Source organism: Haloarcula halobia (assembly GCF_029338255.1).
Lineage (GTDB): Archaea > Halobacteriota > Halobacteria > Halobacteriales > Haloarculaceae > Haloarcula > Haloarcula halobia.
Genome location: NZ_CP119787.1, coordinates 3,314,077 through 3,339,240, shown reverse-complemented (window position 1 = coordinate 3,339,240; position 25,164 = coordinate 3,314,077). Strand labels below are relative to the sequence as shown.

The following is a 25,164-nucleotide window of genomic DNA, read 5'->3' as shown; positions in this document are numbered from 1 at the left end:
GAACACGCTATAGCGGTTCGGACTGGCTCGCGGTTCCACCGCTCGCCTGTACCGAGTGTCCTGCGGACACTCGCTCGCCTAATCGTCCGCTTCGGCCTCCGGCTCCTCGCCGGCCACGAACTCCCCGAGGCCGTCGATGGGGCGGTCGGGATTGAGGCTGTCCAGTTCCTCCGGCGCGCCCAGCTGGGCCTCCGTCTCCTCGGGGTCCCGCAGCTTCGTCCGGCCGCGGTGGACGGTGACCTCGTCGTCGAGGTGGAGCCGAATCGCCTCGAGCAGCGCGTCGGCCTCGAGCGGCTGGCCGAGCTGCTGGAGCTCTTCCTCCGAGGCGTCGTCGGGGACGTTGAAGGCCCGCTGGGTGATGATGGGCCCCTGGTCCAAGTCCGTCGTCACGTAGTGGGCGGTGACGCCGGCGATGCGGACGCCCTCCTCGATGGCCTGCATGTAGGCGGAGGCACCGGGGAACGCCGGCAGCAGACTGGGATGGACGTTGATGATGCGGCTCTCGTAGCGGAAGACCACGTCCGGCGAGAGGATGCGCATGTAGCGGGCCAGCACGATGAGGTCGGCGTCGTACTCGGCGAGCAACTCGAGCAGTTCCGCCTCGTCGGGGGTCCCCTTCTCGTCGCCGATGTCGTGGAAGGGGACGTCGTACTTCGCGGCCGGGGTTCGAGGTCGCTGTGGTTGCCGATGACCACCTCGATGTCGGCCCCAGGTCGCCGTTGGCCCGAGGACTCGAACAGGGCTTCGAGACAGTGGGATTCCTTCGTGACGAGGACGGCGATGGACTGGGTCTCGCGGTCCGCAGGGAACCGGACCTGGATGTCGACGTCGAGCTCGTCCCCGAGCTCGGTCAGGTCCTCGCGGAGTTTCTCCTCCGTCGTCACCATCTCGGCGGTGTCGACGTGCATGGTCATCCGGAAGACGCCCTCCCGGACGGCCTGGTCTAGGTCCTCGATGTTGATGCCCCGTTCGAACAGGAGGGAGGTGACCTCCGCGATGAGCCCCGTGTCGTCGTCGCCGACGACGGTTATCTCGGTCAGGTTCCGGGTCACGCCCACCACCTCCGGCGCTCGATGTGTTTCATTGGCGCTCTGTTGGTCGTGCCCCAAGCAAAAGGCTTCGTTTTCCTGCAGTGGCAGCACAACTATTACGCTCGAGTGTTTCCCGTGCAGTGTGAGCGAGCACCACCCGACCGTGGTCTGTGCCGACCCGGACGACGCTGCACGGGCGGCGACGCTCGAGGCGCTGGCCGGCGCGGACCTGGACGTCGTCGGCGCGGCCACCGTCGCGGATGTCGACGCGGCCGTCGACGAGTCAGTCGACTGCGTGGTCACGGCCTTTTCGTTCCCGGACGGGGACGCCTTCGACGTCGTCGATGCGGTCCGACTGGCACACGACGACTGTGTCTGTATCCTCTTTACCGACGAGTCGCCGTCCGATCTGCCCAGGGGCCGGCCGGACCAGGTCGTCGAGTACGTCCCGCGGTCGATTCCCGCTGCCCGCGAGCGACTCGCCGACGTCGTCGCGCTCGCGGCCGCCGAGTCGACCCACGCCGCGTTCCCCGTCCCGGACCGGGAGGCCGATCGCCTCGCGGCCGTCCGCGAGTACGACGTCGAGGCGCTCGCCGCCGAGGAGACGTTCGAGCGCCTCACGGCGCTGATGACGACGCACTTCGACATCGACGTTGCCTTCGTGGGACTCGTCGACGAACACGAGGAGCGGTTCGTCGCCTGCGAGGGGGCCAACTGGCGGACGCTGGCCCGCGAGGACTCCATCTGTACGCACACCATCCTCTCCGATGAGGTGACCGTGGTCGACGACACGCACGAGGACCCTCGCTTTGCCGCCAACGACCGACTCGACGACCTCGACATCCGCTCGTACGCCGGGGCCCGGATAACCGACGAGGCGGGCAATGCCCTGGGCGCGGTCTGCTGTATCGACGACGAGCCCCGCTCGTACACGGCCGCCGAGCGGGCCGACATCCGGCGATTCGCCGACGAAGTCGAAGAACAGCTGTCGCTGCGCCGCCGACTCGGTGCCGGGGTGACGTGAGATGGGTCAGCGTCACGACGGCCGGTATACGTTCGCGGGGACGCCGCTGAACCCCGTCGACCCAGGTACCAACATCCTGGTCGCCGGGCCGATCCTCGATGGCACCCGCGAGGCGGCGCTGCGGTTGCTCGCGGCCGACTCGGCCGACGGCATCGTCGTCGTCGCCGCCGACACGAGTGCCGGCGAGATCCGGCGGGATTCGACGCGCTGGGCTGTGACGTCTCCGGCGGCCGGGTCCGGGTCGTCGACTGCAACCGGGCGGACGACGAGGCACTCGGCGAGTCCGTCACGGCGGTGACGTCGCCCGCCGACCTCACGGGTATCGGCATCGAGTACTCCGGGCAGTACGAGGAGATGTACGCCCGGGGCTACGACGCCGTCAGGACGGGCATCTACACGCTGACGCCGCTGCTGGTGTTCAGCGAGGACGTTCGCTCGGTCTTCCGGTTCGTGAACATCGTCACCAGCCGCGTCCGGACCGCCGACGGCCTGAGCGTCTGTGTCATCGACCCCGAGGCACACGACGACCAGGTCGTCGGCAGCATCGCCCAGTCGTTCGACGGTCGGATCGACGTCCGCGGCGGGGACGACGGGCCGGAGATCCGGGTACAGGGCCTCCCCGACCAACCGACCGAGTGGACGCCGATGGGATAACACAAGCGTTTTCTCCGCCCCACGCCCGCTTGCGTGTAATGACCGTCTACACCGCAACGGTGACCGTCCGACTCAAACGGGGCGTTCTGGACCCCGAGGCCGAGACGACCCAGCACTCGCTCGAACGGCTGGGCTTCGAGCTCGAGGACCTCCGGTCTGCGGACCAGTTCGAGCTCGACATCGACGCCGCGTCGGCCGACGAGGCCGCCGACCGGGCCGCGGAGATGGCCGAACGCCTGCTCGCGAACCCGACCATCCACGACTACGACGTGGAGGTCGACCAGGCCGAATGACGATCGCAGTGATCCAATTCGGCGGCTCGAACTGCGACCGCGACTCGGTCCGGGCGCTGGCGTCGCTGGGCTTCGACGCCGAACTCGTCTGGCACGAGGACGGGCTGCCAGATTCCGTCGAGGGTATCATGCTCCCCGGCGGCTTCTCCTACGGCGACTACCTCCGGGCCGGCGCGATGGCCGCTCGCTCGCCCATCATGCAGGACGTCAAGGACGCTGCCGAGGACGGCATTCCGGTGCTCGGCGTCTGTAACGGCGCGCAGATCGGGTGTGAGTCGTCGCTGACCCCTGGCGTGTTCACCACCAACGAGAGCGCCCGGTTCCAGTGTGAACACGTCCACCTGCGCGTGGAGAACGCGGACACGCCGTGGACCAACCACTACGAGGAAGGCGACGTGGTCGAACTCCCCATCGCTCACGGCGAGGGCCGCTACGAGATCACCGACGAGCGCCTCGCGGACCTGGAGGCCGAGGACCGCATCCTCTTCCGGTACTGCGACGCGGACGGTGCGGTAACGTCCGAGGCCAACCCCAACGGCTCGAAACACGCCGTCGCGGGCGTCACCGGCGCGGGCGACCACGTCGCGGTCATGATGCCCCACCCCGAGCGGGCGTCTCTCGAAGACCTGGGGCGCACCGACGGGCAGGGCGTGCTCGAAGGCTTCGCGGAGTAAGGACCCACTCGCTGCTGTTCTCTCCCGCGACCGAGCGACCTGGGAGCAACGCTCATCGTCGTTCCGTCCCGCTCGAACCCCGAGGCGCGGCGATGCCGTCGCTCACCGCGTGGAATCCAAAGGGAGATGGATGGGAACGGGGCCATCTGGAGCGTGTGACGGTCCCGGCGGCCCCTACGACACGGTAGACCCCCTGATCACAAAAGGGCCATCCAACCGGAGTGAAAGTGAAAGTGGTCCGCTCGAACGCCCGACGGCGCCGACACTTACTTTTCGATAGTTGGCGTACTGTCACCTATGGACACCGATAGCGCGACCACACAGGAGTCCGTCAGGGTCTGGCTGGTCGAACGGACCTACTCCGACGACGAGCAGAACCTCATCATCCTCACCTACGCGACGCCGGACGGCCGGCGTGACTTCCGGAAGGAGCGGGCGCTGACCTCCTACACCGGCGACCACCGGGAGACACCAGTCTCGATGGCCGTCTCGCCGGACAACCTCGGGGTCGTCGACGACGCCGAGACGCGCGAGCGCTACGCCGTCGAGGCCGACCGGATGCAAGAGAAACACGACCTCGACGACGTGCTCTGACGCGAGCCGAAAAGCCAGTCCTCAGCGCGCCAGCGGCAGCGAGTAGCCCTTTTCGCGTTCCATCACGGCCTCCCACGTCGCCTCGCACTCACAGGACACCTGCTCGAAGACCGTCTCGTCCTGCCGCAGGTCGAAGTCCTTGATGGCTCGCTGGACACGGTCGTCACACTCGCCGCAGTTGTGCGGGCCGCGGTCGCTCCCGTGGCCGACGGGATCCGAGACGACGATGACGTCCTCACCGTCAGACGAGTCTGACGAGCCTCCGGTCGCTCCGCTCCCGGAGACGTCGGCGGTCGATTCCAGCACCTCGGCGACCGACCAGAGCCACGGCGGGCGGTAGCCGCCGTCGTGGTACAGTTCCTCGACCATCGTGTAGCGCTGGACGTTGCAGGGGTTCATCGAGACGGTGTGACAGCCGGAAACGGCGGCACACTTCCGCACGGAGCGTTTCATGTCCGCGACGGCCTCCGACTCGGTGAGGAAGGGGGGCTTCATCAGGAGATAGGCCTTCACGCCGGCACCGGCCTCTCGGGCGGCCTCGCAGGCGTCTTCGAAGTCGGCGAAGTCGAAGTACTTGTTCACCGAGTCGTGGCGCACGCGGTCCGTTGCCGTCTCCAGCCCCACGGCCACGTCGGTCTCGAGGCCCACGTCGACGAAGTCGCCGACGCGGTCGGCCTGCACGAAGTCCGGCAGCGACTCGACGACGATGCGCTCGCGGTCGGCGAACGTCTCGGCGATGGCCTGCCGGGTCTCGGCCGGCACCTCGCGCTCGTCGAGGAAGGACCCGGAGGTGTATATCTTGACGAGGCCCGACTCGGCGTCGGCGTTCTCTGCCTCGTGGTCCAGACAGTGCTGGATCTGGGCCATCAAATCCTCGTGGGCGACGCTGCCGCCCTCGACGGACTCGGCGACGTAGCCACACATCGTACACCCGCCGGCGCGGGCCCACCGGCAGCCGCCGGTGTTGAGGATGATCGTCAGGCTCTGGTACACCCCGTCGGGCGTGTTGTCCTCGTCGAGCCAGACCCGGGTCGGCTCCCGGGGGTCGTAGGTCGAGTCGTTGCGCGACCGAATCTCGCGCATCACCGCGTTGTGGGCGTCCATGCCCTTGCCCTGCTCGTAGCCGTCGGGACTGGGCTTGCTCATTGGGCAGGGGTAGCCGACGGGCGCGTAAATCGGCTTCGTTACCCGTCGTCAGCCCGGCCGCTCGAAGGCGAGGAGACGGTCGCCGATACTGGCGTAGGCGACCCCGTCGAGCCCCGCGACGTCGAAGACGTTGTCCCCCGGCCGGTAAACCGCTAGCGGGTCGCCCGACTGCTCGTCGACGGCGAACAGGCTCGTGAAGTCGGCCTTCTCGGGCGTGATGGCCTCCGCGACGACCATCTGCTCCGTCGCGCCGGCCGGCCAGCCGTTGTTCGACGGCGTCTCGTAGCGGAACCGACGGCCACCCTCCGGCAGCGAGAAGGCGTCGACGGCGTTGGTCATCGCGGCGGCGCGTGCGTACAGCGTCTCCCCGTCGGGTGCCAGCAGCGGCCACTGGCTGTAGCCGTCGACGTGCCAGGCGACGGTCCCGTCTGCCTCGACAGCGACCGTCTCCTCGCCGAGTCCGTACAGCACGTCGCCGTCGGCCAGGAACTCCTCGACCAGCCGGCGCTTCTGCCACCGTTCGGTGCCGTCGGGGGCGAACGCACGGAGCATCGACCCGTCGCCGTCCGCGACTGCGGTGACGACTGTCTCACCGACCGAGACCACGGCTCGGGCGCTCCCGGTCGATTCCGCCCAGCGCTCGTTCCCGTCCAGACCGAGCATCGTGAGTCCCGACGCCGACGCGACGCCTACGCCGCCGGCCGCGGTGGTTGCCGCCTCGACCGTGGTGAACTCCGCCGTCCAGCGCACGTCGCCGCTCGCGGCGTCGATTCCGTAGACGACCGTCGTCAGCGGCTCGTCCGGCGTCTCGTGTGTGGCGTCGGGATGGTAGAACTCGAGGCCACCGGCGACGACGGTGCCGTCCCGGACGCCCGCGACTGCCAGTTCCCGCTCGCGCTGGAGCGACCAGCGTTCGTCGCCCGTCGCCGGGTCCAGGGCGTGCAGGCTGGTCCACGACTCGCCTTCGGTCTGTGTCTCGCCCGTGACGACGTAGAGCGAACCGTCGCCGAACGTGAGACTCCACTTGTCGCGGGCGTTCGTCTGTCGGAGGTGGGTGCTGGTGAGCGCCCCGCCGGGGAACTGGGTCTGCCAGTGGAACGATCGCCCCGCAGTGTCGAGTCGCGCGACGGCCGATCGACCGTCATCGTCTCCGAGCGTCGCGTAGAGGGCCCCGTCGTGTTCGGTCAGCGCCAGGATGGAGCCAAAACTGGGGTCGAAGGACCACGCGGGCGTCCACGTTCGCAGGCCACTCGACGCTTCGGTCGGATCTTCGTCCGGCGTCGGTGCGCCGGTGTCCGATTCGGTGGGTCGCTCCGTCGCGGTCGGTGACGTCGACGGTTCGTCGGTCACAGTGTCGGTCGGCTCGCCGTCGGTCTGACAGCCCGTTACCGGCACGCACGCGAGACCTGTTATGGCGAGGAACTGCCGCCGGGAGATCATACTACGTCTACCCTCGCCGACACAAAGGGGCTACCGGGGGCTCAGTTTCGCTTTGAGCGACCCCAGCACCGCGGCCCCCGCGAGTACCGCACCGACGGCGTTCGCCAGGACGTCCGCGCCGCTGGTTCCCCGGGAGGGGACGAAGCCCTGCAGGACCTCGACACCTGCCCCGTAGCCGATGGCGACGAGGACGACCGCGGTGACGCCGGCCACGTCCTGGCTCTGTCGTCCCCGTGCCAGCAACCCGGTGAGAACGCCGTAACTGACCGCGTGGACCCACTTGTCCAGACCGACGCCCAGCAGCGTCGGCACTGCCGTGTCACCATTCGCCGGTATCGGCACCAGCGAAGTGACGAGCAAGAGGAGTGCGAACCCGGCCGCCGGAATCCACCGGCGAATTGCCGACCGATCCATACTGAGGGATGGCCGTCGCGCCGAATAAACGGAGCGGTGCGCAGAGCGCGCCGTGTCGACAGCCATCGGACCCGACGCCGACGTTCCCACTCACTTCCACGTCCCGATGGATTTATTCGCTCCACAGCGAAGAACCGATACATGAACGACGAGTCCGGGGCGGCGGTCCTCGAAGACCGCCCCGAGCTGCAATCCGCTGCGGAGGCGGTCCTCGTCGTCGACGAGGAGGCCGATGGCTGGGACTTCGACGACGTCCCCGTCGACTCGGGGCTCTTCGGCGAACTCGTCTCTGAGGGCGTCGTCGAGAAGGTACACGGCCAGTACCGCGTCGCCGACCCGCAGGCAGTCCGAGCGGTCCTGAACGGGGAACCTGCCGCCGAAGCTGGTTCCGGGTCGCGAGCCCTCTCCGACTCGTTTCCCTCGCTCACAGACCTCGAATTCGAGTCGCGAGCCGTGGGCCTTCTGGTGGCCGCGCTGGCCGTCGTCGCCGTGGCCCGTGCCTACGTCGTCGGCTCGATATACCGCGGCGGCGACATCGTCCTCTCGGGGAACGACCCGTACTTCTACCGGTATCACGTCGAACAGGTCGCCGCCCGGCCGGGAGCGCGGCCGACTTCGGCGCGCTCTCCGCAATGCCCGGCGGCCTCGTCCAGGGCGAACCGCTGATGGTCGCGACCCTCTGGTGGGTCGCCAGTCTCTTCGGCGGGAGCACCGAGGCCATCGGACACGTGCTCGCGTGGTACCCGGTGCTCTCGGCGCTCGTCTCTGCCGTCTTGCTCTACGCCCTCGCGCTTCGGGTGACGAACGACCGTCGTGTCGGCCTGGCCTCCGTGCTCTTCCTGGCGTTCATCCCCGGCCACGCGTTCCGCACCAGCCTCGGGTTCGCCGACCATCACGCCTTCGACTACCCGTGGCTCGGCCTGACGACGCTGGCGCTCGTGGTCTTGCTAACGGCCGACGTAGACAGAGACTCGCTACGCACACCGGGACGCTGGTTCGCAGCCGGTGGACTCGGACTCGGTCTGGCCGGACAGGTCCTCGCCTGGGAGGCCGGGCCGCTACTGATTCTGCCAGTCGGTATCGCTCTGACCGGGAAGACGATTCTCGACGTCGCGGCCGACCGCTCGTCGCTCCGCACGAACGCCCCGGTCCTCGCAGGGACGACGCTCGGGGCCATCCTCGCCTGGGGTGTCCACGCGATTGCTGGGTGGCAGACAACACTCGTCGCATCGACGCCGGCACTGTTGACCGTCGGTATACTGGCGGTCTCGCTGACCGCCGCGGTCGTCCGTCAGATGGGCGGCACCACGAGACAACTGGCCGGAATCGACGTCGGCCTGGGTATCGTCGGGTTCCTCGTGCTCCGTTTCGGTCTCCCGGCACAGTGGGCGACCGTACAGGGTCGTCTCGATACGCTCTTTCGCTCGGACGCCATCGCCGAGACGTACGGCCTCTTCAACGCCGATTCCTTCGGCTTCCTGCTCCTGTTTGGCTTCACGCTCGTTCTCTCGCTCCCCGCGATGGGCTGGGGCGTCCAGCAAGCACGTGAGGGGTCGCTCGGGTGGCTCGTCGCCAGCAGTTACGCGTGGTTCTTGTTCGGACTCGCGACCATTCAGGTGCGCTTCGTCGGCGAACTGGCCACCTTCGCGGCGCTTTTCACCGGCGTCGCGTTCGTGTGGGTGGCGTCGTGGATCGACCTCGCACGGCCGCTTTCGACTGACGGCGGTCGAGACGTCGTCGACGTAATCGTCCCGGAGACGCGGACGCTCGGCGCGCTGGTCGTCCTCTTCCTGCTGTTTGGCGGGTTCGGCATGTTGCAGGTCCCGGTCAAGACGAGCCAGGTGGTCATCGAGGACGGCACCTACGAGGCGGCGAGTGCGATCGAGACGAACGCTGCCGAGCGCGAACTCGAATACAATCAGAACTACGTCCTCAGCCGGTGGGGGCAAAACCGCATGTACAACTACTTCGTGAACGGCGAAGCGGAAAGTTACGCCTATGCTCGGAGCAACTACCCGCAGTTTCTCAGTTCCCAGTCACCAGCGGGCGTCTACGACCGTCATTCGGGCCGGGTCGGCTACGTGGCCACGACCGACGGGCCCGACCTGCCGGCCGAGACGATGTACGGCCGGATGCACAACGCCATGGGCAGTCGAAACGGCGAGGTCAGTGGCCTTGGACACTTCCAGCCCGTCTACGCCAGCGAGAGCGGGAGCCACAAGGCGTTCGCACTGGTCCCTGGGGCCACCGTTCGCGGGACCGCCGCGGCGAACACCACGGTGACGCTCACAACTGACGTCAGCGTCTCCGGGACGTCGTTCGAGTACGAGCGCCAGACGACGGCGAACGCGACGGGTGCGTTCGCGGTGACCGTCGCGAACCCCGGGACCTACACCGTCACGATTCGGGACGGCGAGACCCGCGAGGTCGACGTCTCGCAGGCAGCGGTCTACGACGGCCAGAACGTGACGGTCGGATAGCCGTTCACTACTGCTCCTCGACGTGGCGCATCTGGACGGCGATACCACGCGTCGAGTCGCGCATCTCCGGCCCGCTCATCTGGGCGCGGCCGACGCCGAAGGCGGCGTCGCCCCGCACGATCACGTCGTCGCCGACGCGGATGTCGTCGCTGGCGTCGGTGATGCCGGGCGCGAGGACCGATCCGTGGGGCACGAACGGTTCGATGTCGACGACCTTCGCGGGAACGTCGCTCTCGATCCAGCGGCGGGCGCCGGCGACCGTCAGCGAGAGGACGCCGTACTGCTGGGCGAGCGCGGCCAGCTGCTCGCCGTCTGGGCTGTCGGCCCGTAACTGGGGATAGCGGCCCGCCGTCTGGATGTCGTCGAAGAGCGCGTCGCCAGCGCCCTCGCCGAACTGGTAGTCCGCGACGGCGCGGACGGTGTTGGCCTCGCGGGTGGACTTCCGGTATGTGTCCCACCCCTCGAGTTCGGCGGCGAGGTTCCCCAGCGAGTCGGCCGTCGTCGGGTGGTCGGCGACGGTGTAGGTGAACTCGAGGCCCAGCGACGCCTCGACGCGCTCACAGATGTCGCGGTACCCCTCGCCGGGGACGTGCGCGATGATCTCGGGGTAGTCGGCGTCTTCGAGATACCGCTCCAGGACGGTGCTGACGAACTCGATCTCGTTTGCGCTCCAGTTGCCGGTCACCACCGAGTCGTAGTGCTGTGCGGGGTAGGTGAGTTCGAGCTCCTGCGGGACGACACCGATGGGGGAGGTCATCGACACCATGTGCGCGCGCCAGTGGACGGCGTCGTGGTACTGCTCGTGGCTCTGGGAGTCGCTGTAGGGCTTGCGCGCCGAACAGGGGACGAGCACGAGCGGTCGGTCGTCGAACCGGGGGACGTAGCGCTCGGTGACGCGCTCGGCGAAGCGCTGGATCTCGACCCGGCGGATGGCGTCCTCGGTGGCCGCCGAGAGCTGTGCGCGGCGGATGAGCGGGGTGCGCTGCTCGACGTAGCCGTACTGCTGGTCGAGCAGGCGGACAGTCGCCGTGAGCCAGTTGTCCTGGCGGGCCTGGCCCTCGACGTAGTCGCGGAGGCGGCCGTCGCGGACGCGGCGCCGGACGCGTCGGAGTTCCGCAGCCAGCGCGTTGACGTTGTGTTCGACGCAGTCCTGGGGGTCGAACTCGTCGCGGGGCACCTGACAGGCCGGACACGCACAGGGGAGTTCCTCGAGGTCCTCGAGGAAGTACGCCTCGTCGGTGGTGAGATAGCGTCCCTCGGTCCCGCGGACGACCGCTCGGTCCGGGTCCACCAGGTCCACACCGGCGTAGACCAGCGTCGCGACGTTGCGTGGGGTGGCGACGCCGGGCAGGTAGAGCGCCGTGTCGCTGGGCGTCGCCTCGCGGACGGCCGTGACGGCGCCGACGAAGGCTTCGCCGTGGCCGACGTAGCCCGGGGCCCCCGAGAGAACGGTGACGTCGGCCGGGTGCTGACCCGCAGTCTGTGGTGACACCACCGCCGCGCTGGGGAACTCGATGTCGGGGTAGTCGCCGGCGAAGGCGTCGGCCACCTCGTCGGGCGTCCCGGCCGGCAGGCCGCGGTAGGGGAGCACCGTCACCGCGCTGTCGTCGCCCTCCGGCGTTGGGTTGTCCTGGGCCCAGAGACTCCCACCGTCGCGAAGCAGGGTGTGGACGGCATCCGGCGTGTCCGCGTCCACGTCGCCCACCAGCGCCGGCGTCGTCACGGACTCGGCGAGGCGAAGTTCGCCCAGTCGCGCGGCGGCGTCGCGCTCGTGGACCTCGAAGTAGTCGGTCATGGGGTAGCGTCGGCCGCGGGCGAGTAACTATCTTGCTCTTCGGCGATTGCCCGTGCATGGTCGAGTGGCTATCGGACTTCTGCCTGGCACACGGACGCCTGGGCTTTTCGCCGTCGCAGCCGAACGGGTACACATGGTCGGGTCACGGACGCTGACGGCACTCGTCGGCCTCGGGGGCAGTCTCGCGGTCACGGTGGCGCTGTGGTGGTCCTTCGACACCCTGCTCGTCTTCCTGCTCGTACCGTTCGTTCCGTTCCTGTTCAGGGGGCTGGGACGCGAGGAGACGCGGCCGGTTCGCGAGTGTCCCCGCTGTGGGTTCCGGTCGACCGTCGAGGAGCACGACTACTGCCCGCGAGACGGGAGCCGGCTCGAACCGGCGGCATCGCAGTGACAGCGGTGTGGAAAAAGCAATATCCCCGGCCCGAGACTACTGCTCACATGGGTAACGAACGTACTCTGGTAAAGGACATCATGACCACGCCGTTAGAGACCATCTCGCCGGACGCGAAAGTCGTCGAGGCGGCCGCTGTGATGCGCGACATGGACATCAGCGCGCTGCTCGTGACGACCGCGCCGCCCTCCATCATCACGAGCACGGACGTCCTGGACGCCGTCGCCGAGGGGATGGACACCGACGACCTGCTGGTCTCGGATTTGATGACCGAACACGTAGAGACCGTCCCGCCGGACCTCCCGCTGGGCGAGACGGCGGCGATGATGACCAACTTCGGCATCAATCACCTCCCGGTCGTCGACGACGACTACATCGGGATGGTCTCCTCGTCGGACATCACGAAGCAGCTGCACTGAGTACGACGGTCAGTCCGGCCGTTCGGCCACCAGCACGCCGACCTGCCCGGCGACCATCTCGACGGCCGTGATGGCGTAGCCGGCGTCGGTCAAGGCGTCCGCGAGCACGCCGACGGTCGCGGGGTCGTCGACCTCGGGGCTGTAGAACGGCTCGTCGGGGTCCGGGTGCCCGAAGAACATCACGTCGCCGAGGACGATTTTCCGGGGTCCGAGGCCGGCGATGACGTCGATGGCCCCGCGCTTCTCGTCGTCGCCGAGGTGGTGCATCGCGAAGTTCGAGGTGACGATATCGACGTCCACGCCGTCGGGGACCTGCGGGTCGCGGAAGCGCCCATCGCCGAAGGCGACGTTCTCGATGCCAGCGTCGGCGGCTTTCTCGCGGGCTCTCTCGAGCATCCCCTTGCTGATGTCACGCCCGATGACCTCGCCGGCGACCCCGGCGACGGCGAGCGCGATAGCGCCCGTCCCGGTGCCGAGATCCAGCACCACGTCGTCGGAACGGGGGTCGGCGTGGGCCACGACGAGGTCGGCACAGGCGCGGTACTCGGGGGAGTCCTGGCTCTCGTCGTAGTCGGCGGCGTGTTCGGAGAAGCGCTCGGCGTGTTCCTCGAGGGACTTCTTCATGCCCAGCGGTACGGCGGCGCGATACAAGTCGGTGCTGGCTCACCCGTGGCGGCGTGAAGAAGCCAGCGTCACTCGGTGAGTGGAGGGCCGAGGTCAGTCTCGTGGGGGCGACAGCAGGGTAGTGTACTTGTCGGCCGCATTCGCCGCGGGCTCGGCGCGGGCGGTCTCGTTCGTCGCTGTCTCGGCGCCGGCCGTCGCCTCCGCACCGCCGGGCGTCATGCCGCCGACGGCCTCACCGGGGCCGTCGTTCGCCTCGCCAGCGGACGAACTGATGTCTCGAAACCGCCCCCGTGGTGGCCCCGTTCAGAGGTCGTACTGGTCACGGACTAGGTGGGCCAGGCCGCGTTCCTCGAGGCGATCCATCGGCGCGAGCATGTTCAACTGGACGACGCCGGGCAGGCGTCCGATCTCGACGCCGCCGGTGAACGTACAGCGGGTCCGGACCTCGCCCTCGGACATGTCCAGCAGCGTCCCGGCGCGGTCGAAGGCGTTGTCGGTCGCGTCGTTGACCGTCGCGCCGGAGCCGACGACCTGGATGGGGCCCATGTCGGTCTCGACGTCGACGCCGTACTGCTCGCCCAGCGCCTCGCCGGCCGCGACGTCGGCGTCGCTGTACGGCTGGGCGATGTGCGGGAGGTCCGCCTGATTGGGGAGGAGGATTGGCCCGTCGATGTCGAGGTCCTTGACGACCTCGACGTCGAACTCGGTGTGGCCGCTGACGTCGGTGGTGTGCAGCGCCAGTTCCCCGTCGCCCTGGTTGGCGTGCATGTCGCCGACGTAGATGCCCCCGCCGTCGACCTTGACCGGGCAGATCAGCACCGCACCCTCGCGGACGGCGTTGATGTCCATATGGCCGTCGGTGCGCTGGGCGAGGGCCGTCTCGTCCTCGAGGCCCCACTCGTGGTCGGCGCCGATGAGGAACTGCCCGAAGTCGCCGGCGTTGTGGGAGTCCGGCAGCTCGATCGGTGGCGTCGTCCCGATGTTGCCGATGAACGGGCGGAGGTGCCCGAGTGTCCCCGGCATCTCCGAGGGCTCGTACAGCAGGATGGGGTGTTGCCGGCAGTTCTCGGGCAGCGCCATGTTCTCCCTGGCGTTCTCGGCGAGTTCGTGGGCGGCCTCCTGGTCGACGGTGAGGCCCACCTCGTTCTCGTGGTCGAAGACCGTCGTGATGCCGTACTCGAAGCCGAAGGCCGAAGCGTTCGCGCCACACTCGGCACACCGGATAGCGTCTTCCCCGGTGCCCTCGACGACGCTCTCGGGCCAGGGTTCGCCACACTCAGGGCACTTGTGGTCGACGAACGGGTCGCTGCCGAAGGCCCCCTCCCGCTCTTTCATCGACCCGGTGCTGGTCGCGACGCTCGTCATCTCGATGCTGTTGATGTGGATGGCGATGGCGTCGCCGACCTCAGCACCGTCGACGCGGATGGGCTTCGTGACCTCGTGGCCGCCGCGGAAGTCCGGTGTGATCATCGGGCCCCAGCAGGCCGGCGGCGTGTGTGTCCTGACGGTCCCGCCGTCGGCCACCGTTCCGGCCCACTCCTGCTCTGGCCCGACCAGGCCCAGCGTGTACTCGTCGACCTCGGCTCGTTCGTGACTTGTTGTGACATACCACTATATTCTTGTCATTCGACTCAAATAAAGGTGGTCAGCACAGTTACTGCGATTTCAGTACTCACAGATGTACAAGGAGGAAGCCCACGGATCCATCCGTGGGAGGAATCCGACAGAGCTGGCCTGTGGATCGTCTTTCGTTTCTATATCGGTGACAGCTTTTCGGCCATATCTGATATCCAGTACATCGAGGAACCCAACAGCGATCGAGTAATTCAGCACTTTCGACAGCGACAGCCCCCAACGTTCGACTGAATCGCCGGTGCCATCATCGGCCTGGAAATCCGCTCGTGCTACACGATACCCACATCGACCTGCACCCGACTCCCGCTCTGGCGGCTGTTATGTATATAGAGCACCACAAAATCCACGGCCTGATCTTTCCCGCTTCATTGAATACCACACAATAGCGCGTGTATGAAGTTGACAAACACTTTCAAAATTTTTTGATAGTAACAGTATCTGAGAGATCTGGGCGGTCAGCACACTAATATTCGAATATGAGAAATACCGGAAATTTTTTTACTCATGTATTATGATGCTCAACCGCATGTCGGATGATACCACCTCGTTTGGCAGAAAACGGAAACGACGCACGTATCTGAAGAAGGTCGGGGGAGTCGTTGGCGTGTCGATGATGGGGTCTCTGGCAGGATGCGGCGGAGGCAGCGATGGCGGTTCCGGTGGCTCCGGCGGTTCTGACGGGTCGGGCAGCTCTGACGGCGGTGGCGGTTCTGACGGGTCGGGCGGTTCTGACGGCGGCGGCGACGAGACGACCGAACAGAGTGGCTACGACAGGGAGATCGACAAGGCGTTCATGTCCCCGGACAGCCTGAAGATCGACCTCTGGAAGGCCTTCCGAAATGGGATGAAGGAGGCAGCGAACGACTTCGGGATGACCGCAAGCGCCCAGGACCACGGCGGTCAGCTGAGCAAACAGATCTCTCAGATCGAAGGCGCGATCACCAGCGGTGCCGATATGGTGGCGGCAACTGCGCCGAGCGACTCGGGTGTGAAATCGCTCGCCGAAACTGCTGTGGCCTAGGGAGTGCCGTTCTTCGAATACTGGTCGATGGGTAAGTGGCTGGTTCCGGAGTCTGTCGGGCCGGAATTCGTCCAGTACCAGATCCCCGAAACCTACCACGCAGGCGCGATCCCCGCGAAGGTCCTCTTCGAAGAGATGGGCGGGTCGGGGAACGTCGTCGTCATCCTCGGGCCCAAGGGTCACATCGGATCGTACCGCTATGAGGGGTTCAAGCAGGCGGCCGAGGAATATCCCGACATCAACGTGCTGGCACACCAGTACTCCGGTGGGTGGACACGGAAGAAGGGACGCCAGGTCATGTCGGCGTTCGTCTCGAACTACGGCGACGACATCGACGGCGTCTACTGCAACAACGGTACCCTCGGCCTGGGTGCGGCGTCGATCCTCTCGGAGAACGACATGGCGATTCCGTTCACCGGATTCGACGGCGCGCTCTCGAACATCGAGTATCTCAACAACAACGGTCCTGACTCCGGGGAACCGTACCAGGTTCAAGAGCAAGCCGCGCCGCCGTTCTGGCAAGGCGGCTGGGCCGTCGCCAAGGCGTGGGACTGGCTCCACGGGTGGCGGCCCAAGACACCGGAACGGATGCTGTGGGTTCGGACCCTCACGGTCCTCAACCCGGAGCTCGATCAGTCGAAGTTCAGCGACCTCGAGACGAGGTTCGCCACGCCGGACCGGTACATGGACGTCGCGTACAGCGACGGTCACTCGCCCTACGATTGGAAGGCGATGTCGGTCCACGAGAGCGGGGACGACTGGGACCCCCAACACGAACTCGTGCCGATCCGAAAATCCGAATGGGAGCAGCTCAAATGGACCGAGGATAACAGGCCGAACAACCTCGATATCCCGGACGCGTACGACGACACGCAGCTGTTCGATCAGGTCGAGGAAGACTACAGGACGCGCAACGAGAACGGCATGAACCCGTATCTCTGACTGCCGCCATTTCGATCTGTTTCAAATTAGTATGCACACCACATTATCGACATCCGAACGCAGATTACAACGCCCCTCACGATGAGTGTAGAGACAGATTCTACAGAAGACGAGGCCGTGGGTGACTCTGATTCGACCGTCAGATTCAGGGTCGAGAACGTCCGCAAGGAGTTTACGAACGTCGTCGCCCTCGACGACGTCAACTTCGAACTCCAGACTGGCGAAGTCGTCGGGCTTGTTGGCGAAAACGGTGCGGGAAAGAGCACCCTCCTGAACATCCTCAGTGGCATCTACCAACAGGACCGGGGGCGTATCTTCGTCGATGGCGACGAAGTCACGATCACGACCCCCCGCGAGGCCTCTCACCACGGCATCGCCATCGTCCATCAAGAACACAACGTCATTCCAAATCTCTCGGGATACGAGAACTTGTTCTTAGAGCAGTTTCCGGACTACTCTACGGCGGGAGTCCTGGACGTAGACACGCTCAAACGTGAGGGTGAGGACGTTCTCGACACGCTCGGAATCGACCTCGACCTCGAGAAACGCGTCTCGTCTTACTCGTTCAGCGACCGGCAGATGCTGAGCATCGCGAAAGCGTTCACCGAGACGGTCCACACCGACCACCCGATCATACTGCTCGACGAGCCGACTGCGGGCCTCGAGGAAGACGGACGCGATCTTCTGTTCGACCGTATCGACGACCTGCGTGATCGGGCCTCGTTCGTCTTCGTTTCACACGAACTCGACGAGGTTCTCGAGATCAGCGACCGCATCTACGTTCTCCGCGATGGCCAAGTCGTCGACCATCTTTCCCGGGAGGATGCCACCGAGGACAAACTCCAGCAGAGTATGGTCGGCAGAGAAGTCTCCGAAGAGTACTATCAGGTCTCCGACCAGCGCAGCGTCGAGGACAACGAGGTCTGCCTCTCGGTGTCGGACCTGAGCAAAGAGAACCACTTCGATTCGGTATCCTTCGACGTCCGTGCAGGTGAGATATTCGGCATCTGTGGCGTCATGGGTAGCGGGAAGAGCGCCCTCGGCCGTGTCTTGAGCGGCGTCGACACGCCGGACGAAGGCGAGATCTCCATCGAAGGGGAATCGGTCGAACCGGGGTCGGTCCACAGGATGGTCGAGAAGGGGATCGGTTACGTCCCCAAGGAACGCCAGTCTGAAGGGACACTCCTCTACCAGCCCCTGCGCGTGAACGTCTCGCTCCCGAGTCTCGGTACCGACCTCGTCGCAGACAACGTCCCGGGGCTCGGGTCGGTGCCCTGGCTCATCGACTTCGACAAGGAAGACGAGATGGCCGAGGAGGTCGTCGACCGACTGAACGTCAAGACGCCAGGCATCGAGTCCCCACTCATCCAGCTTAGCGGTGGGAATCAGCAGAAAGTCGTGCTCGGGAAGAACCTCCAGCGGGAGGTGTCTGTCCTCGTCATGGATAACGTGACTCGCGGTATCGACGTCGGTGCCAAAGAGGAGGTCTACCAGATCCTCAGGCAGCTCGCCACGGACGGCGTCGGGATGATATTCATCGCCGACGCCCCCGAACTGATCGGGATGAGCAACCGGATCGGCGTGATGCACGAGGGCGAACTCGTCGACGTAATCGATGCACCGCGCGGCGACAAACCAACCGAATCGGAGATAATCAAGAAGATGATCTAACAATGTCAGGAGAAACACGTGGAAACCCAGTATTCGATTGGCTTAGTGAGTATCGGAACAACCGCTCGGTTACGGACATCCTCGTGGATCTGGGACCGTTCTTGATGCTGTTGATACTGATGGGTATCTTCACCGCCACCTCGAACGTGTTTCTGACCTACGAGAATCTGGTCGGGAACGTGATGATGAACAGCATCATCCTGTTGTTCGTGGCGCTCGCCGGAACCTTTCCCATCCTGCAACAGAGTATCGATCTGTCCGTGGCGTCTATCGTCTCTCTGAGCGGCGTCATTACAGCGATGCTGATCAACGACTTCAATCTCGGTTTACTCGCTCTCCTCCTGGGGGTACTTGCGGGGACGGGCGTCGGCCTGCTGAACGGCGTGGTGTTCGCGAAAGCAAAGATTCCCTCGTTCCTCGTGACCCTCGGTTCGTTGTCCGTCTTCAGCGGCACGGCCCTCCTGATGACTGGCGGGTACTCGATCCCCTTCAACTCACCCGGGATCAGACAGATCGCGATCGGCAACACGATCCCGCAGGTCCCGAACCTCGTCGTCTGGGGTATCATCTTCTACATACTCGTTTCGCTCCTCGCCTGGAAGACCACCTTCGGGCGCTACACGTACGCACTGGGTGAGAACGAGCGGGTCGCGGACTTCTCGGGGGTCAACGTCGATCGGTACAAGATCGGTGCGTTCGTGGTCTCCGGGACCCTCTGTGGGCTGGCCGGCGTCCTCTTGACTGCACGGATCTCCTCGGCGACGCCGGGCATGGGTGAGGGCCTCCTCCTCCAGAGCATCGCAGCCATCGTGATGGGTGGCACTGCACTGACCGGTGGCGTTGGCGGGCCCCACCGAACCATTCTCGGTGTCTTCGTCATCGGCGTGCTGACCAACGGGATGAACCTGCTGAGCATCCAGTCGTTCATCCAGGAGATCATCCTCGGATTCGTCGTCATCTTCGCCGTCGCGATGTCGATGGATCGAGACAAGATAGACATCGTCAAGTGACTACGGACAAACAAGTCGGTTTCCCTTAGATTTAATTGGAGCACGGTATACTATCAGCCACAATGTACGTTCTCGATACGTGTCACGAGCACGGACGAGCGACCCGGAGACGAGGAGTTACGCATGAGTGACAGCGAATCCACTGTCTCGGAGGCGGTCCAGCTGTTCGCCCAGCTCGAGTGGGTCGACCTGACCCACTCCCTCGAGGAGGGCATCCCGTCGGTCCCGAGCCACGCTCGGTATGGCCATACGCTCTACCAGTCCTACGACCGGGGGGATCCAGCGTGTCACTACCGGATCTCGATGGGGGAACACACCGGGACACACGTCGATGCCCCCCTCCACTTCATCTCCGACGGAGCGGCGCATTACGACATCGCGTCGGTCCCGATACATCGCCTCGTGGGACGGGCTGTGACCATTGACGTGACTGACGTGGGTCCCGGCGAGACGGTCTCCCGCGAGCACATCGAAGAGTGGGAAGCGGAGCACGTACCCATCGAGCCTGGCGATCGTGTCCTCTTCCAGTTCGGCTGGGATCGGTACTGGTCTGCAGACGACGATGCGAACGAATTTCTCAGCGACTGGCCGGGACTCGCTGCGGACGCTGCCGCCTACCTCACGGAGAGCGATGTGAGGCTCGTCGGCTGCGACACAGCCGCCATCGACGCCGCTGGAGCCGAGGAGTTCCCCGCCCATTACGAATTGCTTGGGAACGAAACGTACATCATCGAGAACCTCACCAACCTCGAGAAGTTGCCGCCGGAATCGCTCCTGTTTACCTTCCCACTCAAGATCGAGGAGGGATCGGGGTCGCCCATCCGAGCTGTCGCCCTCGTCGACTGAGTGGCCACATCTCACTCCCGCTCGTGGAGGTCCCGTACACTGACGCCATCGGGAACCCGAGCGAGCGCCGTCGCCGGCCAGTCGTCGTGGACCAGTGTGAACGAGACCTCGGGATGGGACTCCACCAGCCGCGCCACGCCGTCGGCGGCCGCCTCACACGCGGCCCCGTCTGCTCGCTCGGGCGTCTCGGCGTTCAGCGGGTAGGTCTCGGAGAGCTCCCGAGGATAGGGGCCGAAGGGCGGCAGGACGCCCCACGTCTCGTCGTAGCGGTCGTTCGACCCGCCCTCGGTCAGGAGCACCTCGTCGCCGTCGATGTCGAACCGGTCGAGGCGGTCGTGGTGGCGCAGCACTTCGGGTCGACGCGCGCTCTCGTGTGAGGTGTAGAACATGGCGTGCTTCGAGGCGGGATCCGACCGTTCGAGTTGTGCGGCGTGGTCCAGCAGGGCCCGGTAGCCGTCGACCATCGACGGGTGGCCGCGGGCCCGCGAGTCGACCAGTTCCAGCAGGTTCCCACTGCGGATGGCCTGCTTGACCGTGCGGATCTCGGCGTAGGTGACCTGCAGGTTGTGCCGGGCCAGCAGATCCTCCCGAACGTCTTCGTCGAGCGAGTCGAGTTCCCCGGGCGTGTAGTCGGTACAGACCGGACAGTGACACGGGAAGTACTCGAGGTCGTCGAGTTGCTGGGTCCCCCGCACCGTGAGGTAGCGGTCGTCGCGGGCGTAGAGCGCGTACGCGGCGGAGTCAAAGAGGTCACAGCCCAGCGCGGCGGCCATCGCGAACATCATCGGGTGGCCCGCGCCGAACAGGTGGACCGGCCCCACCTCGCCGAGGCCGCGTTTGCACGCCGCCACCACGTCCGCGAGGTCGGCGTAGCGGTACTCGTTCATCAGCGGGACGACCGCACCCAGGGGGAAGACGTCCAGGCCGGTCTCGACGGCGTGGCGACCCGCCTGCTCGCGGAGCTCCGGATACGTCGAGCCCTGGACGGGCGCGCTGACGAGCATCTCGCCGGTGTCGACAGTCGCGGCGCGCTCGAGTCGGTCCTGGGTGGTCGACAGCTCCGCCGCGGCCCGTTCGCGGTCGACGTCCGGCGGCGTCGGGATGTCGACCGGCGTCCCGACGTCGCTCCCGATGTCGCGCTGGAACGCCAGAATCTCCTCGGTCGTGACGGTGATCTCGCCGTACTCGGCGAGCTGGAACGAGCCCGAGTCGGTCATGACGGCCCCCGAGAAGTCCAGCAGGTCGTGCAGGCCCTGTTCCAGCGCGGGCTCGCGGAGTTCGTCGGACTTGTGCAGGATGTAGCTGTTCGTGATGAGTATCTCGGCCCCGAACTCGGACTCCAGCGCCGCCGGGTCGATGGTCTGGACGTGCGGGTTCACGACCGGGAGGATGGTCGGCGTCTCGACGGTGACGCCGGCGCGTGGGACCTCCAGCGTCCCCAGGCGGCCCGCAGCGTCGTACTGGCGGACCTCGAAGTTCGTCATTGTCCGTCGTCGGGCGGGGGCGCGCCTAAGGGTTGTGTTCCGGGGCTACAGGTCCATGGGGTCGAGGCGGTCGACGATGCCGTCGAAGTCGTCGTCGAAGCCAGCAGGGTGTCGATATCTCGGTCGCGGTACTGTGCGACGAGCGCCGCGTCCGTGAAACTCAACTGCTGGTCGTCGTCGCGTTCGAAGATCTCGATCGCCTCGGAGAACAACGTTGGCGAAACGTACAGCAACTCGTAGACTTCGGGGAACTGTTCGACTCCGCGAAGACGGTGCCCGATCTGTGTCGCAGCGTCGATCGAGTTGCTGCGTTTGAGCGTTAGTGTCACTGCCTCGTCGTACACGTATTCGATCACGTACGGTTGGCCGAATTCGCCGTCATAGAGGGTTTGAAGTGCGTTGCTGGCCGCTTCGTGGCGCGACGATGTAGTATCGTGATCCGCGTACAGGACCCCAGTATCGACCAGTACCGTCATCCGTAGAGGATATCGTCGATATCTTCTTCGTCGGTATCGACGCCGGAACTGAACCGGCCTCGTTGCATCGCCGCTTTCTCCTCCTCGTTCAGTGGAACCGTTGGTCGACGAAAGGAATCGATGACGTCCTCACGGGACTCGTACGCGTCGTCGATGAGTCGGGAAAGCAGTTCCTGCTGCGTGACTTTCTGCCCCGTCTCCAGCCGAATCTCGGCCTGCAGCTCTTCGAGCCGATCTTTCGCGTCCTCGTCGACCTTGACCGCCGTCGCCATAGTAACTCGGTAGACTCCGTTACCGAATAAACGTTCGGACGATTCACCGCTCGAACAGCGCGTAGTAGAGAATCCCGACCGCAGAGCGTCCGTCTCGCAGTTCACCGTCTCGAACGCCCTCGACGAGCGACTCGAAGTCCGTCGTCGCAACGTGAATCGACTCGTTGAAATCCAGATCCTGTTCGGCGGTCGGTTCGCAGTCGCGGGCGACGAAGTAGTGAAACTCCGAGTCCGCGAAGCCGTTGGCCGGTTCGGCGCTGTAGAGGTACTCCACCAACCCCGCCTCGTAGCCGGTCTCCTCGGCGAGCTCGCGGCCGACGGCGTCCGCCGGTTCGCCGTCGTGAGACTCCACGCTGCCGGCCGGGAGGCCGTAGTTGACCCGCTTGACCGCCTGGCGCCACTCCTCGATGACGACCACGTCGCCGTCGGGCGTGAAGGGCAGGACCACCACGCTGTCGCCCTCGCGGAAGAAGTCGAAGTCCGTCTCGGTCCCGTCGGACAGGCGCACGGCCTCGTGGACGACGTCGAACCCCGGACAGGTGTAGGCGATGTCGCTTTCGAGCGTCTCCCACGCGAGATCGTCGGTCATGGCTGTGGCTGGGGGCGTCGCGGACTTACCCGTGCCGGTCCCGGCCAACGGGCGTCAGAGTTTGTCGGCGTTCCGGGCCTGCTCGGAACGGCGGGTGGCCTGTTCGAGGCGTCGCTCCGTCGCGTTCCCCAGCCCGTTCGGGAGATCGCTGCGGGCTTCCGACAGCCGTTCGGTGACGCGGTTGAGCCGGTCGACGACCGTCCGGAGGCTCTCGTCGGCCCGGCCCCGCTCGCCGTTTTCGGCTCGTTCGGCCGCGCGTCGGGCCGCCTCGGCGACGGCCCCGAGCGCCTGCGCGAGGCCCCGGACGGCATTCGACTGCCCGCCGCCGGTCTGTCCCTGTCCGCCGCCGGACGTCCCGTCCTCGTCGTCGCCGTCGCTGTCGGCCACTGCGGCGATCTCGGCCCGGGTCTCGTCGCTGATGTCGGCGAGGAACCGCGCCAGCGACGCCTTGCCGGTGTTCGGTTCGTCGATGCGGACGCCGTCGTCGGCCTCGGGGTCGGGATTCACCCGGAACGCCCCCACCTCGTCGTCGCTGTCCCGGACCTCCGTCGTGTACGCGCCGCCGCGGTGGACGTAGACGGCGTCCGGACCGACGAGCGGCGCGTCGTACAGCCGGCTGGCGAAGTCGTCCTCGACGGCGAGGTCGGTGAGGTCGCTGTCGGTGCCCTCGCTGTCGACCTCGAGTTTCGTGGCCGACTCGCGGGCGACGAGCGGGATCTCGCCCTCGACGCCCGCGGCCGTCACCGGGCGCACTTCGTCGCCTCCGTCTTCGACGGCGACCGTCTCGCTGTGTGGTGCACGGCCAGCACCGTTGACCGTGAGGCGGTGCTCACCGGCCGGAACGTCCCGCAGTGCGGCGATGCCACCGAACGTCGGCGCGGCCTCGGGCTCGCTCTCGAGCAAGACGAACGCCTCGACGGGCGAGGACTGGGTGGTCAGCCCCTCGCCGGCGGGCGCGTCGTCGGTGGTGACCGCCTCTGTGACGTTCGCGACGACGGTGTTGACCGACGACGGCGCGCCGATGGCGTCGTAGCGCTCGGCCAGCGCCGCCCGGTGGGCCGGCTCCGAGATGTCCGCCGCGGGGTTCGCATAGCGGGGCTGGCCCCAGGGTGCGCCCGTGGTCGTGATGTGCCCGGCGATGGCGTCCTCGGCGAACTGCGGGACGGCGAACTCGAAACTCAACTGTGGCCCGGTGAAGTCGGTGATGTGCTCGATCTCGCTCGTCGGCACCAGCGAGTACGCCACGTCGGGGTCGCCCCCGCGCTCCTCGTGGTCGAACACCAGTCCCGTCGCGCGCTCTGGCAGCGTCGTCGGCGGCGACGAGAGCGCGTCGAACGACCGGATCGTCAGGTCCTGGTCGACGAGGTCCGACTGCTCGACCGAGGGCAGACGGTCGTCCTCGTAGATGGGCGCGCCGTCCAGCTCGGGCAGTACGTACGGCAGCACCCGTCCCTCGTCCCGCGGGAGGCCGTAGGCCAGCGGAATCGACGCGATGTCTTCGAGCGTCTCGATGGGCCGGTTCGTGATGTCGGCGAAGGAGTCCCCCGTCGGCAACCGCTGGAACCGGTCGGCGATGTCGTTGAGCGAGAGCGCACTCGAGTGCGAGCCCAGTTCCGAGAGGATGCGCGGGACGCTCTCGGCGTCGGGATCCAGGAACTCGTTGTTCGGCACCTTCCGGGAGTGCGAGCTGGCGACGAAGAGCTGTGGCGCCACGGCGTCGGTGTCGACAAAGACGTGCAGCACCTCCCAGTCGTGCCAGTGGAAGTTCGTGGTGAACTGGTCGAACGCGGAGTACATCCAGAACTGGACCGCCGCGAGCGGGGAGTCCTCGTACTGGACGACGTTGTAGAAGACCGTCGGGTTCGGCGGCTGGTCGCCCGTGAACTGCTCGTGGTAGCCGTCGAGGGCGTCGAACCCGGTGACGACGGTCTCGCCGTCCTGCTCGCTGGTAAAGGGTCGCGGGTCCGTCGGGAACCACGGCTCGTGCTCGTCGAAGTACAGTACGGGGGCGAACTGCGCTGCGAGCTCATGGGCCCGGTCGTCCTCGACCTCCGTGGCTTCGCTGTCGCTCTCGCCCTGGAGTGCGCCACAGCCCGCGACCGAGGTCGCACCGGCGCTGGCGAGTGCGCCGAGGACCGTCCGCCGGCTCAGTGCATCGCGGTCCGTCATCGGTGTGCGACCGGCCAGCGACCGGAGGACTGGCGCTCGACTGTACTGTCTGCGTTGCTAGGGGGCCCGA

25 protein-coding genes and 2 pseudogenes are annotated in these 25,164 nt (G+C 66.3%); 14 read left to right on the top strand and 13 right to left on the bottom strand.

Translation table 11 applies throughout. The features are described 5' to 3' along the window. Positions 1-78: 78 nt before the first annotated feature. A pseudogene (locus P1K88_RS17535) lies at positions 79-1,052 on the bottom strand (formyltetrahydrofolate deformylase). 121 nt (positions 1,053-1,173) lie between these two features. On the opposite strand from P1K88_RS17535, the gene P1K88_RS17530 reads away from it, so the two are divergent. The 6 genes from P1K88_RS17530 to P1K88_RS17505 all read left to right on the top strand — a co-directional run bounded on the left by P1K88_RS17530 (position 1,174) and on the right by P1K88_RS17505 (position 4,270). Further along, positions 1,174-2,055: a GAF domain-containing protein gene (locus P1K88_RS17530; RefSeq protein WP_276411578.1), complete on the top strand. Its 882-nt coding sequence runs from the start codon at positions 1,174-1,176 to the stop codon at positions 2,053-2,055. Between the two features lies 1 nt (position 2,056). Beyond that, the gene (locus tag P1K88_RS17525; RefSeq protein ID WP_276411576.1) at positions 2,057-2,353 is read left to right on the top strand and encodes a hypothetical protein; all 297 of its coding nucleotides are present in this window, start codon (positions 2,057-2,059) and stop codon (positions 2,351-2,353) included. Beyond that, a complete protein-coding gene (locus P1K88_RS17520; protein ID WP_419181081.1) occupies positions 2,263-2,709 on the top strand; it encodes a DUF7504 family protein in 447 nt (148 codons plus the stop codon). The genes P1K88_RS17525 and P1K88_RS17520 overlap by 91 nt, the downstream gene beginning before the upstream one ends. Positions 2,710-2,747: 38 nt before the next feature. Then, positions 2,748-3,002: a phosphoribosylformylglycinamidine synthase subunit PurS gene (gene purS, locus P1K88_RS17515; RefSeq protein WP_276275443.1), complete on the top strand. Its 255-nt coding sequence runs from the start codon at positions 2,748-2,750 to the stop codon at positions 3,000-3,002. Further along, positions 2,999-3,676 (top strand): phosphoribosylformylglycinamidine synthase I, encoded by a 678-nt coding sequence (gene purQ / locus P1K88_RS17510; protein WP_276411571.1) that lies wholly within the window; start codon positions 2,999-3,001, stop codon positions 3,674-3,676. The genes purS and purQ overlap by 4 nt, the downstream gene beginning before the upstream one ends. A gap of 297 nt (positions 3,677-3,973) precedes the next feature. Beyond that, a complete protein-coding gene (locus P1K88_RS17505; protein WP_276411570.1) occupies positions 3,974-4,270 on the top strand; it encodes a DUF7967 family protein in 297 nt (98 codons plus the stop codon). A 21-nt stretch (positions 4,271-4,291) separates the two neighbouring features. On the opposite strand, the gene P1K88_RS17500 is transcribed toward P1K88_RS17505, so the two are convergent. The 3 genes from P1K88_RS17500 to P1K88_RS17490 all read right to left on the bottom strand — a co-directional run bounded on the left by P1K88_RS17500 (position 4,292) and on the right by P1K88_RS17490 (position 7,270). Then, a complete protein-coding gene (locus P1K88_RS17500; RefSeq protein ID WP_276411568.1) occupies positions 4,292-5,416 on the bottom strand; it encodes an archaeosine biosynthesis radical SAM protein RaSEA in 1,125 nt (374 codons plus the stop codon). Between the two features lie 48 nt (positions 5,417-5,464). Next, positions 5,465-6,766, bottom strand: coding sequence for an outer membrane protein assembly factor BamB family protein (locus P1K88_RS17495; protein ID WP_276411566.1), 1,302 nt, complete (start codon positions 6,764-6,766; stop codon positions 5,465-5,467). Between the two features lie 120 nt (positions 6,767-6,886). Beyond that, on the bottom strand, positions 6,887-7,270 hold the full coding sequence (locus P1K88_RS17490; RefSeq protein WP_276411564.1) for a VanZ family protein: 384 nt from the start codon (positions 7,268-7,270) through the stop codon (positions 6,887-6,889). 141 nt (positions 7,271-7,411) lie between these two features. Between P1K88_RS17490 and P1K88_RS17485 the strand changes: the two genes are divergently transcribed. Together P1K88_RS17485 and P1K88_RS17480 are read left to right on the top strand one after the other, a co-directional pair. Further along, positions 7,412-7,936, top strand: a complete 525-nt coding sequence (locus P1K88_RS17485; protein ID WP_276411562.1) for a hypothetical protein — start codon at positions 7,412-7,414, stop codon at positions 7,934-7,936. Beyond that, on the top strand, positions 7,903-9,750 hold the full coding sequence (locus P1K88_RS17480) for an STT3 domain-containing protein (RefSeq protein ID WP_276411560.1): 1,848 nt from the start codon (positions 7,903-7,905) through the stop codon (positions 9,748-9,750). Before P1K88_RS17485 ends, P1K88_RS17480 begins: the two co-directional genes overlap by 34 nt. A 7-nt stretch (positions 9,751-9,757) precedes the next feature. Here P1K88_RS17480 and arcS read toward each other — a convergent pair whose 3' ends face one another. After that, positions 9,758-11,545: an archaeosine synthase subunit alpha gene (gene arcS, locus P1K88_RS17475; protein WP_276411558.1), complete on the bottom strand. Its 1,788-nt coding sequence runs from the start codon at positions 11,543-11,545 to the stop codon at positions 9,758-9,760. 133 nt (positions 11,546-11,678) lie between these two features. On the opposite strand from arcS, the gene P1K88_RS17470 reads away from it, so the two are divergent. After that, complete coding sequence (locus P1K88_RS17470) at positions 11,679-11,936, top strand: hypothetical protein (RefSeq protein WP_276411556.1); 258 nt, start codon at positions 11,679-11,681, stop codon at positions 11,934-11,936. 47 nt (positions 11,937-11,983) lie between these two features. Then, on the top strand, positions 11,984-12,355 hold the full coding sequence (locus P1K88_RS17465) for a CBS domain-containing protein (protein ID WP_276411555.1): 372 nt from the start codon (positions 11,984-11,986) through the stop codon (positions 12,353-12,355). A 9-nt stretch (positions 12,356-12,364) separates the two neighbouring features. On the opposite strand, the gene P1K88_RS17460 is transcribed toward P1K88_RS17465, so the two are convergent. The 3 genes from P1K88_RS17460 to P1K88_RS17450 form a co-directional block, all read right to left on the bottom strand. Beyond that, entirely contained in the window at positions 12,365-12,979 is a 615-nt protein-coding gene (locus P1K88_RS17460) for a class I SAM-dependent methyltransferase (protein ID WP_276411554.1), read from the bottom strand. A gap of 93 nt (positions 12,980-13,072) precedes the next feature. Beyond that, entirely contained in the window at positions 13,073-13,198 is a 126-nt protein-coding gene (locus P1K88_RS17455; RefSeq protein WP_276411552.1) for a hypothetical protein, read from the bottom strand. A gap of 84 nt (positions 13,199-13,282) precedes the next feature. Next, on the bottom strand, positions 13,283-14,503 hold the full coding sequence (locus P1K88_RS17450; RefSeq protein ID WP_276411551.1) for an acetamidase/formamidase family protein: 1,221 nt from the start codon (positions 14,501-14,503) through the stop codon (positions 13,283-13,285). Between the two features lie 622 nt (positions 14,504-15,125). On the opposite strand from P1K88_RS17450, the pseudogene P1K88_RS17445 reads away from it, so the two are divergent. From P1K88_RS17445 to P1K88_RS17430, 4 genes and pseudogenes are all read left to right on the top strand, one after another. Continuing rightward, positions 15,126-16,577, top strand: a pseudogene (locus tag P1K88_RS17445) (sugar ABC transporter substrate-binding protein). A gap of 81 nt (positions 16,578-16,658) precedes the next feature. Then, a complete protein-coding gene (locus P1K88_RS17440; protein ID WP_276411550.1) occupies positions 16,659-18,248 on the top strand; it encodes a sugar ABC transporter ATP-binding protein in 1,590 nt (529 codons plus the stop codon). Positions 18,249-18,352: 104 nt separating this feature from the next. Continuing rightward, entirely contained in the window at positions 18,353-19,258 is a 906-nt protein-coding gene (locus P1K88_RS17435) for an ABC transporter permease (RefSeq protein ID WP_276411549.1), read from the top strand. 123 nt (positions 19,259-19,381) lie between these two features. Continuing rightward, complete coding sequence (locus P1K88_RS17430; protein ID WP_276411547.1) at positions 19,382-20,104, top strand: cyclase family protein; 723 nt, start codon at positions 19,382-19,384, stop codon at positions 20,102-20,104. An 11-nt stretch (positions 20,105-20,115) separates the two neighbouring features. On the opposite strand, the gene tgtA is transcribed toward P1K88_RS17430, so the two are convergent. The 5 genes from tgtA to P1K88_RS17405 are packed head-to-tail and all read right to left on the bottom strand — an operon-like array spanning position 20,116 to position 25,094. Continuing rightward, the gene (tgtA, locus tag P1K88_RS17425; RefSeq protein ID WP_276411545.1) at positions 20,116-21,588 is read right to left on the bottom strand and encodes a tRNA guanosine(15) transglycosylase TgtA; all 1,473 of its coding nucleotides are present in this window, start codon (positions 21,586-21,588) and stop codon (positions 20,116-20,118) included. Then, positions 21,585-22,064: a type II toxin-antitoxin system VapC family toxin gene (locus P1K88_RS17420; RefSeq protein WP_276411543.1), complete on the bottom strand. Its 480-nt coding sequence runs from the start codon at positions 22,062-22,064 to the stop codon at positions 21,585-21,587. The genes tgtA and P1K88_RS17420 overlap by 4 nt, the downstream gene beginning before the upstream one ends. Next, positions 22,061-22,336 (bottom strand): hypothetical protein, encoded by a 276-nt coding sequence (locus P1K88_RS17415; protein ID WP_276411541.1) that lies wholly within the window; start codon positions 22,334-22,336, stop codon positions 22,061-22,063. Before P1K88_RS17415 ends, P1K88_RS17420 begins: the two co-directional genes overlap by 4 nt. A 43-nt stretch (positions 22,337-22,379) precedes the next feature. Further along, positions 22,380-22,925 carry an NUDIX hydrolase gene (locus P1K88_RS17410; protein WP_276411540.1) on the bottom strand — a complete coding sequence of 182 codons (546 nt, stop codon included), beginning with the start codon at positions 22,923-22,925 and terminating at the stop codon, positions 22,380-22,382. 54 nt (positions 22,926-22,979) lie between these two features. Next, positions 22,980-25,094 carry a hypothetical protein gene (locus P1K88_RS17405; RefSeq protein WP_276411538.1) on the bottom strand — a complete coding sequence of 705 codons (2,115 nt, stop codon included), beginning with the start codon at positions 25,092-25,094 and terminating at the stop codon, positions 22,980-22,982. Between the last annotated feature and the right edge of the window lie 70 nt (positions 25,095-25,164).